Raw genomic sequence first — 12,965 nt, 5'->3', positions numbered from 1 at the left:
CCTTAAAGCCTTAACCGGCATTCCGTCGCTGCCTTGCCGCCAGCCATGCCGACAATTGCGCGTAACCCATGACCGTCATCATCGGGAACAGGCTGGCGAAGGCAATCAGGCCAAACCCGTCCAGCAAAGGGCTGCGACCCGGAATGGTTTCTGCCAGCCCCAGACCCAGCGCCGCCACCAACGGCACGGTCACTGTCGAAGTTGTCACCCCGCCCGAGTCATACGCCAGCGGCACAATCAGCCGGGGCGCGAAAAAGGTCTGGATGACCACAATAATATAGCCCGTGATAATGAAATAATGCAGCGGATAGCCCGTCACGATCCGCCAGCTTCCCAGCCCGATGCCGATGGCTACGCCAATGGCGACCGCTATTCGCAGCCCCCACACACCGATACCCCCCGCTGACACTTCATTGGCTTTCATCGCCACCGCAATCAGCGAGGGTTCCGCAATGGTGGTGCTGAAGCCGATGGCGAACGCAAACAGGTAAACCCAGTAATATTCCTGCCAATGGACGATTTCCGGCAGTTTTTCCAGCCCGTAAATGAACTGCGGGGCGGTCAGTTGTTCCGCCATCAGCCGCCCCAGCGGGAAGAGTGCCTGTTCCAGCCCTTGCAGGAACAGCGCCAGGCCGATAACCACATAGATAAAACCGATAATGACGCGGCGCAGGTTGGGCACAGGCTTGCGGATCACCAGGAACTGGAAACCGAAAATGATGCCCGCAATCGGCAGCACATCCCGCAAGGTCGCCAGCAGGATATGCAGGAAACTCCACACAACCTCCATCATGACACCAGGATGCCGTAAGCCATCACAAACATCATCGGGGTCAGGGAGGCAAACGCAATCAGCCCGAAACCGTCAATCATCGGGTTACGCCCCTTGATGCTGGAGGCCAGCCCCACCCCCAAAGCAGTCACCAACGGTACGGTGATGGTGGAAGTCGTTACCCCGCCGGAGTCATACGCAATGCCAATGATGAATTCGGGCGCGAATGCCGTCATGACCACCACGCCAATATACCCACCCATGATCAGGTACTGGATCGGCCAGCCTTTGAGGATGCGCAGCACCCCCACCACAATCGCCACCCCCACCGACAGGGCAACCGTTAGGCGCAAGCCGGTGGCGTAGGAACGCATACTGTCTTCATCTTTCTGGATCACGCCCCCCTGCGCGGCAATGTCCGCCGCTTCGCCCGCCACCGCGATCAGGGCAGGTTCCGCCACTGTCGTGCCAAACCCCAGGGCAAATGAAAACAGCAGCAACCACGCCACGCTACCCTTGCGGGCAAAGGCATAGGCCATGGTTTCCCCAATCGGGAACAGCCCCATTTCCAGTCCAAAGATGAAAAACGTCAGGCCAAGCACCACCAGCAGCGCACCGCCCAATAAATTCCACACATCCGGTAACGGCTGCTGCAAGACCAGCAACTGGAAACACACGATCACCAGCAGGATCGGCAAGAGGTCACGCAAGCTGCCCAGCATCGCGCGCAGCAAGGCTTTGATGGCCTTGCTCATAAGATCATCGTCAGACCAAAACTAATAAACAGCACCCACCCCAGCATACCCATGATCTCGTGAACCGGGATTTCCAGAATGGTCATCTGATAGAAAATGGCTATCAGCAGCACCGGCAATGCATCACTGAGCGATTGCAGGATAGAGCCGCATAACCGGTTGAATGTTGCGATCATCGTTGTTAGCCCCTTCGTAGGCGTTTGCATTTCTTGCATTAATCCTTTATCAACAATATTAATGCACAAGCAAGTTACATACCAGTGATGTTGATCACTTTATATGCATGACTCGCCCTTCTAGCCTCGCCCTCACCCAAAATTCAATTTTTAGGCATTTTCCGCTATCTGGAGTTCATTTCCAGCGTAAATAAATTAGATGAAATCAGCAAACTAAAATATCTTATTGATAATGATTAAATTCTAGCCCACAGGTCATGTTCATCAGCATGGGTTATGTGTACCTGCGCGAATTCACCCACCGGCAATTCCGTACCCTCAATGATCACCTGCCCGTCAATTTCGGGCGCATCCCGGTGGCTACGGGCTATGCTCTGGCCATCCCCTGCCTCATCCACCAGCACGGTCATGGTCTGGCCAACCAGGCGGCTGAGCTTGGCGGCGCTGATGTCGGCCTGCACCTCCATGAAACGTTCCAGGCGCTCTTCCTTGACTTCTTCCGGGACTGCTCCGGGCAGGTCGTTGGCTGGTGCGCCGTCAATGTCGGAGTAAGTGAACGCGCCCACCCGGTCGAGTTCGGCCTCCTGCAAAAAGTCGAGCAGGGTTTCAAAGTCTTCCTCGGTTTCGCCGGGGAAGCCGACGATAAAGGTGCTACGCACGGCAATGTCAGGGCAGGTGGCGCGCCAGTTTTGCAGGCGGTCGAGCACCTTTTCGGCATGGGCAGGGCGGCGCATGGCCTTCAGCACCGGTGGGCTGGCGTGCTGGAAGGGGATGTCCAGATACGGCAGAATTTTGCCTTCCGCCATCAACGGGATCAGCCTGTCGACGTGCGGGTAGGGGTAAACGTAATGCAGACGCACCCACACACCCATTTCCCCCAATGCTTCGGCCAGTTGCTGGGAATGGGTCTTGAGCGGGCGGCCTTGCCAGAACCCGGTGCGGTACTGGGTATCGATGCCGTAGGCGCTGGTATCCTGGGAAATCACCAGTAATTCCTTCACCCCCGCGTTCACCAGGTTTTCAGCTTCCTGCAACACATCGCCGATAGGGCGTGACACCAGATCGCCGCGCAAGGCCGGGATGATGCAGAAGGAACAGCGGTGGTTGCAGCCTTCGGAAATTTTCAGGTAGGCGTAGTGGCGTGGCGTCAGGCGCACCCCTTGCGGCGGGATCAGGTCGGTGTACGGGTCATGCAACGGCGGCAAGTGCGCGTGGACAGATTGCATCACCGCCTCATAGGCGTGCGGGCCGGTGACTGCCAGCACATTGGGGTAGGCTGCCAGCACCTTGTCGGCATTTGCCCCCAAACAACCGGTGACGATCACCCTGCCATTTTCATCCAATGCCTCGCCGATGGCTTCCAGCGACTCTTCCACCGCCGAATCAATGAAACCGCAGGTGTTCACCACCACCAAGTCAGCTTCATCGTAACTGCCGCTGATGGCGTAACCTTCGGCGCTCAATTGGGTGAGGATGCGCTCGGAATCCACCAATGCCTTGGGGCAACCGAGGCTGACAAAACCGACTTGGGGCTGGGCTTGTTTCATGCTTGACAATGCTTAAGTGACCGAAAGCCAATCATCATAGCCGATCATCCGCCATTGTGCTGCCTGTAGGGTTGAAATTGATGAAACCCCGCCCCTACTGACCCCGTTCCAGCTGTGACAGCCACTGCCCAGCGGACTCCCGGGTAGCAGTATCGCCTGCCGAGGCAGCCTTGCGGTAGTGGGCGGCAGCTTCCTCCACATTTTTGCTGACACCCCAACCGTTGTGGTAAGCGCGCCCCAGCCACAAGTCTGCGCCCAGGTCTCCGGCAGCGCTTTCTGCTTGTAAGAAAGTTAAACAAGCCTCGCGCCGCGCGGGGTCGTCGCTGCCCAGGCTAGCCTCAATGGCGCTGGGCGATAGCGCCGTCCCAACAGGCACGCAAGCTGCCGTGGCCAGCATGGAATCCTTCGTCTCCGCACCAGTTTCCAGCGGTGCTGGCGGCGGATCATCACCACTGGCAGACAACATCCCGGAAGACAACAGGTAACTGCCGATCAGCAGTGCAAACAGCACTAAGGCAATCATGATCTGGACGATCCAGAAACGATCCAGTTTCATGGCTTTTTCCCGTCTTTTGGCATGATCAGGACATCCCCCAACTCCAGCAAATTGGGGTTGGGGACACGGTGCTTGTTCAGCTCCCAGATTTGCCGCCAAGCGTCGCCGCCCCCCAGCTCTTTGGCAGCAATCTTCGACAGGGAATCGCCCGACTGGATGGTATAGTTGCGGCTATCCGCAGGCACTTCCTTGGAAATTTTGAAGGGCATATATTGCTTGATCAAACGGGCATAATCCTCGGATGCCTTGATGTTCTGGATGGCGGTATTCAGCGCTGCCCCCAGCTCCCCTTCGCCCGTTTTGTGACCGATGGCGTAAAGGCTTTCATTCAGGTTAAAGGCAACGATTTGCAACCGCCCAAATGCCTTGATTTCGTGTACGGCAAGTGGGTAGTCGTAAATGACCGCATCCACATCGCGATTGTCGGCATGGTACAGCCAACCCGGCCCCATGTAGGTTTTCACTTCCTTGTGGTTGGGGATGTTGTCTTCTATCCAGCGGACAGCGGCAGGGTCGTTGTAAGCACCGATTTTCTTGCCCTTGAGCTGCCTGATATTCTTCACCGGGCTGCCTTTGGGGACAATCAGGCATAAGCCGAAATCCAGGTAACTGTCAGACCATGCCACACCATCGACGGAAGTGTCGGGAACATAACCTGCCATGAAAATATCCGCTTTCCCTTCTTTGGCGAGGTCTGGCAGCTTGTCATAGTCGTCTTCCACCAGTTCAACTTTGGGGATGCCCAGTTCCTTGGCGATCATGTGGGCAAGCTCGTATTCAAAGCCCTGTTCCTTACCGTTTTCATCGACCCAGTACAGCGGCGGGAAATCAGGCTCGGTCGCCACGCGCAGCACGCCTGCCTGCCGTGCAGCCTCCAGCACATTGCCTACCGCTTCCGGTTCGGTAGTTGCTGCTGCCGGGGCTGCTTCAGTCGGCGGTGGCGGTGGCGGAACCGCAGCCGTTACGCCGGTGGCGAAGCAAAACAGGGCGGCGGCACAAGACCAGACAAATTTCCGCATACCAAACTCCCGTATGTAGTAATGGATTGACACTGGTTCACAGTATAAACAGGGGAGGTTCCGCTTCCGAGTCGGCAAGATAAAAGGTAGTTTTTGTGGGGTTGAGGCGGGGTAAAACAACGCTTCACCTATACTTGGGAACAGTACCCCACGCTAACGGGAGGTCTTATGCCCCGTCCTGTCCAGCCATTCATTCACGGGTTGTTGCTTGCAGCCACCGTTACCCTGCCCATTGTTCTATTTGCATCGCTGGCCGCTGCGGAAGTGACAGCCGTCAAGATCGCTGCCGGGCTGACACACCCCTGGGGCATGACCTTCCTCCCTGATGGTGAAGTCCTGGTCAGCGAACGTGGCGGCAGTTTGCGCCGCATCCGGGACGGCAAATTGCTTGATGCCCCCGTTACCGGCCTGCCAGAAATCGAGGAACATGGCCAGGGCGGGCTGCTCGGCCTCGCCCTTCACCCGCAATTTGCAGCAAATCACTGGCTATATTTTAGCTTTGCAGACAAAGGGGAAGGCGGTTACAGCACCCATCTGGCACGCGGGCAATATCAGAATGGCAAGCTCAACACGGTGCAAGTCTTGTTTGCGGCGACCCCGCAATCCGAGTCTGGGCAGCATTTCGGTGGGCGGATTGCCTTTGACCCTGCCGGATACCTCTATCTCAGCCTCGGTGACCGGGGCAACAGGGATAACGCGCAAGACCTTGCCAACCACGCGGGCAGCCTGATCCGCCTACATGATGATGGGCGTATCCCCGCCGACAACCCTTTCGTTGAGTCTCCCGGAGCCAAACCGGAAATTTATACTTATGGCCACCGCAATATGCAGGGGATGGCTATCCACCCCCAAACCGGGCAGGTCTGGACGTGTGAACACGGCCCACAGGGCGGCGATGAGGTCAATCTGGAACGCGCCGGAGCCAACTACGGCTGGCCGGTGATTACCTACGGCGAGGAATACGGCGGTGGCGCAGTCGGCGCAGGCATTACCGATACAGCCGGGATGGAACAACCCGTGCTGTACTGGACGCCTTCCATCGCACCTTCCGGCATGACATTTTACACGGGTAACCAATACCCCGGCTGGCAGGGCAGCCTGTTGGTGGGTTCGCTCAAATCCGAACTGCTGTCACGCATCACGCTGGAGGGTGACCGTTTCGTGGCGGAAGAGCAGTTGTTGGAGGGGAAAATTGGCCGCATCCGCGACATCCAGCAAGGGCCAGACGGCTACCTGTATGTGCTGACGGATGAGGAGGATGGCGGCCTTTACCAGTTGCGGTGAATCAGGCAGCGTCAGGCAATGCTTGTTGCAAGGCAGACATGTAGGCATTGCGGGCAGTCTGAAGAACAGCGATGGTTTGCTGGGCTTCCGCGATTTTCTGGTCAACCAGCCGTACACTGCTGATATGGGATTTGGCGGCATCGGATAAGTTGCTCAGCTCATAAGCTTTTCCGTCGATGGTGATCGTTGGGGTAGCAGGTGTTTCGGACATCGGATTCTCCTTCATTTGCCATAACGGATGGAACAAGGGTCTGCTGAACCAGTCAGTAGCTACGTCTCACTCCATGTGGGGCGGCAGTCTAACCTGCTGAAGCCTCCGGATATGTGCACCCCATCACCCTTTGAGGAAAAATCACCTGTTTTGCAACAAAATATTTTATATAGGTATAATCAATTCAATCCTTCCAATGCGCCAGTTCGGTTACGATCAGGTTGATGATGGTGCGTACCGGCGTGATGTTTTCCGGATTATGCAGCAGCAGGTCACGGTTGATTTCCAGCGTGAACGGATGCTTGCCGCGAAATTGCTCGCAGGTGAAGCGGCCTAGCGAATTGATGCCGGAATAAGGGTTGTTGTAACGGACTACATCACAAAAGTTGAACGCCACATCCAGCTCGTGCACGTGGTCTTCGATAATGTTGGACATGTGTTCCAGCATCTTTTTGCTGCCGTAACAGTTGTGGTGCGGTTTGCCATTGGCGTCACCGCCGTTGCCGAACATGAATAACGGGCGCAAGTTGCCCCGATCCTTGGAAACGCTGGTGCCGATACCTGGCATGGTGTGGCAGAACATAACCCGCCGGATGCTTTCCTCCCCCAACAATTCCAACAGTTTCTGCTGATGGGGAACGACATACTGGCTGACCACAGTCTGGCGCACGGTTTCAGGCAGACCACGTTCCGACTGGTAAATTTTCACCCCCTGACTGGTATGGGTCTTGACCACACCATCAGCATGGAAGTCATCAACCCGCCGGTTCGGGTCTGCATGGGCGCGCCAGATGCTGAAGCGCAGCAAATGCGGCCTGCTGGGCAAATCCAGGTAAATGGCGTCGGAAAACTCATCCGCATCCTCGCGCCGGTCGCCGGGGGTGAATTTGGGGTGCAGGTAAGGTTTCACCTCATCCGGGGTCAGATGCCCGCCGTGCGGCAGTTCGAGTAAAACGGGGCATTCCCCCACGATATACTGATAGGGTTGGTCAATATCCATGTAAGTACAAGCAGTTATAAGTGTATTCCTGGCAGCAGGCCACGCTGCATCAGCCCTGCACGCAGGCTGGCATGGGCGTCGGCGTCATTTTCGGTTGCCTGCGCCAGATAAACCCGCGTCTTTTGATCATAGCGGGGGTCATGGTACAAGCCAACTGGCACGAGGATTTTTTTCTCGATTTCGGGCCGGAACCCGTCCAGAAACGCCAAAGGGTCACCGGGAAAACAAAAATAACCGGTTTCCAGATGCGGGCGCTGGAAATGGGTCAGGAAGTGGCTGCGGATAAAATGGAACGGGGTGGAGCCATTGAGGCGGAAATTCGGGTCAATGAAATACAGCTTGCCATCCGCTGCCTGGATCACATCCAGCCCGCACACGCCAAACCAGCCCAGTTTCCAAGCGTTGTGGGCAATTTCGACGCATAACGCTTCCAGTTCCGGTTCAGGATACCAGCCAAGGTCGATGTAATTGCCTTCGTAACGGGCGGCAGCGGAAACCCGCTGCGAGGAACCCCCAATGAAACGGATGGAGCCGCCACGGTCAACGTGCAGGTTGATGTTGTAGTTGTTTTCATAGCCGCCGATGAAGGCTTCAACCTTGACCCGATGCCCACCGAAACGGATTTGCGCGGCTGCCACATCCTCATCCGTGTGGCAGATGGCCACGCCATCACCGCCGCCGGAAGGGGCCGCCAGCTTGATGACGAACGGCAGTTCCCATGCCTCCCGCCAGACGTGGCCAGCGAAGGTAGCGGCGTCATACACCTGATAGGGAATGCAATGGGAGGAAATGTCCGCCATCTGCCCCTTGTCATTCAGGTGCACAATCACATCCGGGTTTTCCAGATAATAATGGTCACGGCCAATCTGGCCAGGCGGATAAGGGTGCGGTACAACCAGTTTCGCTTCCGGGTGATTACCGAGATATTCGAGATAGGTGTACCCGCCCGCGTATTTGGCCACCTCGCCCATTTGCCCGCCGAAATGTTCGCGGAAAAAGCCGTGCCACCAGGCATTCAACTCGCTGCCGGGGTCAATCACGCCCTCCTTGGCCAGCGTGGTCGCCTCGCCCCCGATCAGCAGGAAGCGCGCGGTTTGGCAGGCAAGGTATTCCCTCGAACGCCGGTAGTAATAATGACAGTTCCCAGGTTGGTCATAGTCGGCGTAATAGGGGTAGCGCGGCATATGGATGCCATGCGCACCAGTGGCGTAAGCATCGCTGACCGTGCAGCCTGTGTATCGTTCAAGCATAGAAACGCATTACCTGCAAAAGGATGGGGTGGTCAAACCGTGAGATAGGGGGAGATGACGCCAAATTAGCAAAAATCTGCTTCAGTAATGTGACAGTCCCTACCTCTGTTCCCGCTTACGAGGACATGGTTTCCTTATGGTCACTCACATCTTGCCGGGTGGAGCCTTCCATGTCTGACGCGGCAAAGCGTTTTTCGCTGAAACGCAGCACCAGCGTGGCGAATGACAGCAGCAGGATGGCCGACACAATGGTGATGATTTTCATATTGTCGAAATCTTTCAGGTCAATCGCCAGATAGCGGGTCAACGCCGTCATGGAAATGAACAACAAGAAGATGACCGGCAAGCGGTGGGTACGGAAGAAAATGCCCACCATCGCCCCCAGTTCCAGATAGATAAACAGCAACAGGATGTCGTCCAGCGTTGCATACGGTTTACTCATAATATCGACGAGATAGGTGTGGGCGGCTGTCCAGACGATGGTGCCGCCAATGACGAACAAACCCAGAATGTGGAAAGCCTCCACGGCAAAATCACCAAGCTTGCCCAGCCAATGACCCAAGTCGTGTATTCTCTGCATGATTGTACTCCTCCTCTAGCGCCCTTTGATTAAAGCACACCAGAAACGGGGCAGATGCAATACTTCAATCAATAAATTCTATTCATAGAAATAAATTTTTTTATTGATTCCTTGACTTATCTCACGCACTATCGGGCTACACTACTATTTCAGTAAATCCTTATTTAGTTACATACTGATTATGACTACCCAAACTAGCCAGGCAACCGAGATCAAAAGCACCACGTGTTACATGTGCGCGTGCCGCTGCGGCATCAACGTCCACCTCAAGAACGGTGAGGTGAAATACATCGAGGGCAACCCGGATCACCCGCTCAATAAGGGCGTGATCTGCGCGAAGGGCTCCTCCGGCATCATGAAGCAGTACTCCCCTGCACGACTGACCCAACCGCTGCGGCGCAAGGCCAACGCGACCCGTGGCGAAGGCCAGTTCGAACCGATTACGTGGGAAGAAGCTTTCGACACGCTGGAAACCCGCCTCAAGCATATCCGCGCGACCGACCCGAAGAAGTTCGGCCTGTTTACCGGGCGCGACCAGATGCAGGCGCTGACCGGTTTGTTCGCCAAACAGTTCGGTACGCCGAACTATGCCGCGCACGGCGGTTTCTGCTCGGTCAACATGGCGGCGGGCATGATCTATTCCATCGGCGGTTCCTTCTGGGAATTCGGTGGCCCTGACCTGCACCATGCCAAACTGTTTGTCATGATCGGTACGGCGGAAGATCACCATTCCAACCCGCTGAAAATCGAACTGTCGCACTTCAAGCGCAACGGTGGCCGCCTGATCGCCATCAACCCGGTGCGTACAGGCTATGCGGCGGTGGCTGACGAATGGATTCCGATCCGCCCCGGCACCGACGGCGCATTACTGCTGGCAATCATCCGCGAAATTATTGAGCAGGGCTTGTATGACCGTGACTTCGTGGTGAATTACACCAACGGGCCGGAACTGGTCAACATGGATCCGAACAACCCGGAATACGGTATGTTCCTGCGTTTTGAAGTGCCGCTGGAAGAAGGCTGCTTCGATCCGCAGAACAAGCTGTGGTGGGATCGCGACCTCAACAAGCCGATTTCTACCCACACCCCCGGCGCTGACCCGTTCCTGACCGGCGACTTCAAGCTGAAAGACGGCACACCGGTCAAACCTTCCTTCCAGCTGCTGCGCGAGCGCGTGGAAGCCTACACCGCTGAATGGGCGGAAGGCATCACCGGCATCCCGGCGGCCACCATCAAGCGGCTGGCTCACGAAATGGGTATCACCGCGCGTGACCAAAAAATCGAACTGCCGATTGCCTGGACTGACGTATGGGGTAACGAGCACGACCACGTGACCGGCAACCCGGTGGCATTCCACGCCATGCGCGGTTTGGCGGCGCACTCCAACGGTTTCCACACCATCCGCGCGCTCAGTATCCTGATGTCGCTGCTGGGTACGATTGACCGTCCGGGTGGTTTCCGCCACAAAGCGCCGTACCCGCGCCCGATTCCGCCGTGCCCGAAAACGCCAACTTCACCGGGCGATGTGAAACCCAACACACCGCTGGAAGGTATGCCGCTGGGCTGGCCTGCTGATCCGGATGACCTGTTCGTTGACGACAAGGGCGAACCGGTACGCGTCGACAAGGGTTTCTCGTGGGAATACCCACTCTCCGTGCACGGCCTGATGCACAACGTGATAACCAACGCGTGGCGCGGCGACCCGTACAAACTCGACACCCTGCTGATTTTCATGGCGAACATGGCGTGGAACTCGTCCATGAACACCACCGAAGTCCGCAACATGCTCAAGGACAAGGACGAAAACGGCGAGTACAAAATCCCGTTCCTGGTGGTGTGTGATGCGTTCCACTCCGAAATGACTGCGTTCGCCGACCTGATCCTGCCGGATACGACTTATCTGGAACGCTACGACGTGATGTCGATGCTGGATCGCCCGATTTCCGAATACGACGGCCCAGTCGATTCCGTGCGGATTCCGATCCTGCCCGTGACCGGCGACTGTAAACCGTTTCAGGAAGTCCTGATCGAGCTGGGCTCCCGCCTCGGCTTCCCGGCCTTCACCGACAAGGATGGCAAGCGCAAATTCCGCGACTACCCGGACTTCATCACCAACTTTGAAACCGCGCCTGGTTCCGGTATCGGCTTCCTGAGTGGTTGGCGCGGCCAGAGTGGTGAAAAATCCATGCGTGGCGAACCGAACCCTAACCAGTGGGAACAGTACGCCAAGAACAATTGCATGCACCACCACGTGATGCCGAAGTCCTACCAATACATGCGCAACTGGAACATGGGCTACCTGCAATGGGCGAAGGCCAACGGCATGACCCGTCATGCCGAGCCGATCAATATCCACCTGTATTCCGAAGTGCTGCACAAGTTCCGCCGCGCCGCGCAGGGCATTTCCCACGGCAAACAACCGCCGGATCGCCTGCGTAAGCGGGTTGAACGTTTCTTCGATGCGCTGCCGTTCTATTACGAGCCGCTCGAAAACGAAACCATCAACAAGAACGAATTCCCGCTCAGCGCCCTGACCCAACGTCCGATGGCGATGTATCACTCGTGGGATTCACAGAATGCCTGGTTGCGCCAGATTCATGCGCACAACTACCTGCACATGCACCCGAGTGTGGGTACGAAATATGGCTTCGAGGATGGCGACTGGATCTGGGTGGAATCTGTCCACGGTCGCGTGCGCTGTCAGGCGCGTTACTCACAATCGGTCGAGCCGAACACCGTGTGGACGTGGAACGCGATTGGCAAAGCCTCTGGTGCCTGGGCACTGGAAAAAGATGCCAACGAATGCCAGCGCGGTTTCCTGCTCAACCACATCATCGGCGAGGAACTGCCCAACCAGCCGGAAGGCCAGCACTATTCCAACTCCGACCCGCTGACCGGTCAGGCGGCGTGGTTCGATGTACGTGTGAAAGTGTACAAAGCGGATAAAAAGGAACAGGGTTCCACCTTCCCGCAGTTCCCGACCCAGCCGCGCTACCCCGGTATGGCCAAGCCCGTCGGCAAGTGGCAGACCTTTATCGGCGGTTCCGGCCTGTTCAAGAATCGTTTCAAGGGGGGTAAATAACATGACCCAATTGGCTTTGGTCATCGACCTCAACGTGTGCGTGGGCTGTAGCGCCTGCGTCACTTCCTGCAAGGAATGGAACACCTCCAGTGAAGGCGGCGGTGGCATGGTTGACAAGAACCCGTATGGCAAAGACCCGACGGGCACCTTCTTCAACCGCGTGCAAACCTTTGAAGTCGGCGAATACCCGAAAGTGGAAACGGTGCACTTCCCGAAAAGCTGCCTGCATTGCGAAGACCCGCCGTGCGTGCCGGTGTGCCCGACCGGTGCCAGCTACAAGCGCAAGGAAGACGGCATCGTGCTGGTCGATTACGACAAGTGCATCGGCTGCAAGTACTGCTCGTGGGCTTGCCCTTACGGTGCGCGCGAAATCGACGAAAAGCAGAAGGTGATGAAGAAATGCACCCTGTGCGTCGACCGCATCTACGACATGAGCCTGCCGGAAGAACGCCGCAAGCCTTCCTGCGTACTGGCCTGCCCGACCAGTGCACGTCTGTTTGGCGATGTGCATGACCCGGATTCGGAAGTGTCCACCGCTATCGCGGAACGCGGCGGCTATCAGTTGATGCCGGAATGGGGCACCCGCCCGGCCAACCATTACCTGCCACGGCAGAAGACCAAGGCGCATGTGACGGAAGAAGCCCTGAACCGTGTCGATAACCCATTGAAGAAAGAAGAACAGCGCGCGCCGACTAGCGATCTGCCGTCGCTGGACGACTTCCTGTTCTAAGGA

The 12,965-nt window shown here is 56.8% G+C and carries 13 protein-coding genes; 3 read left to right on the top strand and 10 right to left on the bottom strand.

Translation table 11 applies throughout. From position 1 onward, the window contains the following. Positions 1 to 10: 10 nt before the first annotated feature. From THINI_RS13735 to THINI_RS23530, 6 genes are all read right to left on the bottom strand, one after another. Entirely contained in the window at positions 11 to 793 is a 783-nt protein-coding gene (locus THINI_RS13735) for a DUF1538 domain-containing protein (protein ID WP_002709176.1), read from the bottom strand. Next, positions 790 to 1,527, bottom strand: coding sequence for a DUF1538 domain-containing protein (locus THINI_RS13730; RefSeq protein WP_002709175.1), 738 nt, complete (start codon positions 1,525 to 1,527; stop codon positions 790 to 792). Before THINI_RS13730 ends, THINI_RS13735 begins: the two co-directional genes overlap by 4 nt. Continuing rightward, positions 1,524 to 1,703 carry a hypothetical protein gene (locus THINI_RS13725; protein ID WP_154724417.1) on the bottom strand — a complete coding sequence of 60 codons (180 nt, stop codon included), beginning with the start codon at positions 1,701 to 1,703 and terminating at the stop codon, positions 1,524 to 1,526. The genes THINI_RS13730 and THINI_RS13725 overlap by 4 nt, the downstream gene beginning before the upstream one ends. Positions 1,704 to 1,939: 236 nt before the next feature. Beyond that, positions 1,940 to 3,250, bottom strand: coding sequence for a 30S ribosomal protein S12 methylthiotransferase RimO (gene rimO / locus THINI_RS13720; RefSeq protein WP_002709173.1), 1,311 nt, complete (start codon positions 3,248 to 3,250; stop codon positions 1,940 to 1,942). Positions 3,251 to 3,344: 94 nt separating this feature from the next. Continuing rightward, a complete protein-coding gene (locus tag THINI_RS13715; protein WP_002709172.1) occupies positions 3,345 to 3,806 on the bottom strand; it encodes an SEL1-like repeat protein in 462 nt (153 codons plus the stop codon). Continuing rightward, complete coding sequence (locus THINI_RS23530; protein WP_002709171.1) at positions 3,803 to 4,825, bottom strand: transporter substrate-binding and LysM peptidoglycan-binding domain-containing protein; 1,023 nt, start codon at positions 4,823 to 4,825, stop codon at positions 3,803 to 3,805. Before THINI_RS23530 ends, THINI_RS13715 begins: the two co-directional genes overlap by 4 nt. Positions 4,826 to 4,993: 168 nt before the next feature. On the opposite strand from THINI_RS23530, the gene THINI_RS13705 reads away from it, so the two are divergent. Further along, complete coding sequence (locus tag THINI_RS13705) at positions 4,994 to 6,109, top strand: PQQ-dependent sugar dehydrogenase (protein WP_002709170.1); 1,116 nt, start codon at positions 4,994 to 4,996, stop codon at positions 6,107 to 6,109. A gap of 1 nt (position 6,110) precedes the next feature. On the opposite strand, the gene THINI_RS13700 is transcribed toward THINI_RS13705, so the two are convergent. From THINI_RS13700 to THINI_RS13685, 4 genes are all read right to left on the bottom strand, one after another. Then, positions 6,111 to 6,320 (bottom strand): DUF6447 family protein, encoded by a 210-nt coding sequence (locus tag THINI_RS13700; RefSeq protein WP_002709169.1) that lies wholly within the window; start codon positions 6,318 to 6,320, stop codon positions 6,111 to 6,113. A 184-nt stretch (positions 6,321 to 6,504) separates the two neighbouring features. Further along, positions 6,505 to 7,320 carry an N-formylglutamate amidohydrolase gene (locus THINI_RS13695; RefSeq protein ID WP_002709168.1) on the bottom strand — a complete coding sequence of 272 codons (816 nt, stop codon included), beginning with the start codon at positions 7,318 to 7,320 and terminating at the stop codon, positions 6,505 to 6,507. 14 nt (positions 7,321 to 7,334) lie between these two features. After that, positions 7,335 to 8,570, bottom strand: a complete 1,236-nt coding sequence (locus THINI_RS13690; protein WP_002709167.1) for an ATP-grasp domain-containing protein — start codon at positions 8,568 to 8,570, stop codon at positions 7,335 to 7,337. 115 nt (positions 8,571 to 8,685) lie between these two features. Continuing rightward, a complete protein-coding gene (locus tag THINI_RS13685) occupies positions 8,686 to 9,150 on the bottom strand; it encodes a phosphate-starvation-inducible protein PsiE (protein WP_002709166.1) in 465 nt (154 codons plus the stop codon). A 181-nt stretch (positions 9,151 to 9,331) separates the two neighbouring features. Between THINI_RS13685 and THINI_RS13680 the strand changes: the two genes are divergently transcribed. Together THINI_RS13680 and THINI_RS13675 are read left to right on the top strand one after the other, a co-directional pair. Next, a complete protein-coding gene (locus THINI_RS13680; protein ID WP_002709165.1) occupies positions 9,332 to 12,232 on the top strand; it encodes a molybdopterin oxidoreductase family protein in 2,901 nt (966 codons plus the stop codon). Between the two features lies 1 nt (position 12,233). Then, positions 12,234 to 12,962, top strand: a complete 729-nt coding sequence (locus THINI_RS13675) for a 4Fe-4S dicluster domain-containing protein (RefSeq protein WP_002709164.1) — start codon at positions 12,234 to 12,236, stop codon at positions 12,960 to 12,962. Positions 12,963 to 12,965: the final 3 nt, after the last annotated feature.

Origin of the sequence: Thiothrix nivea DSM 5205 (assembly GCF_000260135.1) — a bacterium.
In the GTDB taxonomy this organism is placed as follows: Bacteria; Pseudomonadota; Gammaproteobacteria; order Thiotrichales; family Thiotrichaceae; genus Thiothrix; species Thiothrix nivea.
The sequence above is the reverse complement of the archived record's forward strand: the minus strand, read 5'-3'. Positions and strand labels throughout refer to the sequence as shown.

Bases quoted from the DNA above. Each gene is read 5' to 3' on its own strand.
- THINI_RS13730 (WP_002709175.1), bottom strand. From the start codon at position 1,527: ATGAGCAAGGCCATCAAAGCCTTGCTGCGCGCGATGCTGGGCAGCTTG.
- THINI_RS13685 (WP_002709166.1), bottom strand. From the start codon at position 9,150: ATGCAGAGAATACACGACTTGGGTCATTGGCTGGGCAAGCTTGGTGAT.
- THINI_RS13695 (WP_002709168.1), bottom strand. From the start codon at position 7,320: ATGGATATTGACCAACCCTATCAGTATATCGTGGGGGAATGCCCCGTT.
- THINI_RS13735 (WP_002709176.1), bottom strand. From the start codon at position 793: ATGATGGAGGTTGTGTGGAGTTTCCTGCATATCCTGCTGGCGACCTTG.
- THINI_RS13705 (WP_002709170.1), top strand. From the start codon at position 4,994: ATGCCCCGTCCTGTCCAGCCATTCATTCACGGGTTGTTGCTTGCAGCC.
- THINI_RS23530 (WP_002709171.1), bottom strand. From the start codon at position 4,825: ATGCGGAAATTTGTCTGGTCTTGTGCCGCCGCCCTGTTTTGCTTCGCC.
- THINI_RS13690 (WP_002709167.1), bottom strand. From the start codon at position 8,570: ATGCTTGAACGATACACAGGCTGCACGGTCAGCGATGCTTACGCCACT.
- THINI_RS13700 (WP_002709169.1), bottom strand. From the start codon at position 6,320: ATGTCCGAAACACCTGCTACCCCAACGATCACCATCGACGGAAAAGCT.
- rimO (WP_002709173.1), bottom strand. From the start codon at position 3,250: ATGAAACAAGCCCAGCCCCAAGTCGGTTTTGTCAGCCTCGGTTGCCCC.
- THINI_RS13715 (WP_002709172.1), bottom strand. From the start codon at position 3,806: ATGAAACTGGATCGTTTCTGGATCGTCCAGATCATGATTGCCTTAGTG.
- THINI_RS13675 (WP_002709164.1), top strand. From the start codon at position 12,234: ATGACCCAATTGGCTTTGGTCATCGACCTCAACGTGTGCGTGGGCTGT.
- THINI_RS13680 (WP_002709165.1), top strand. From the start codon at position 9,332: ATGACTACCCAAACTAGCCAGGCAACCGAGATCAAAAGCACCACGTGT.
- THINI_RS13725 (WP_154724417.1), bottom strand. From the start codon at position 1,703: ATGATCGCAACATTCAACCGGTTATGCGGCTCTATCCTGCAATCGCTC.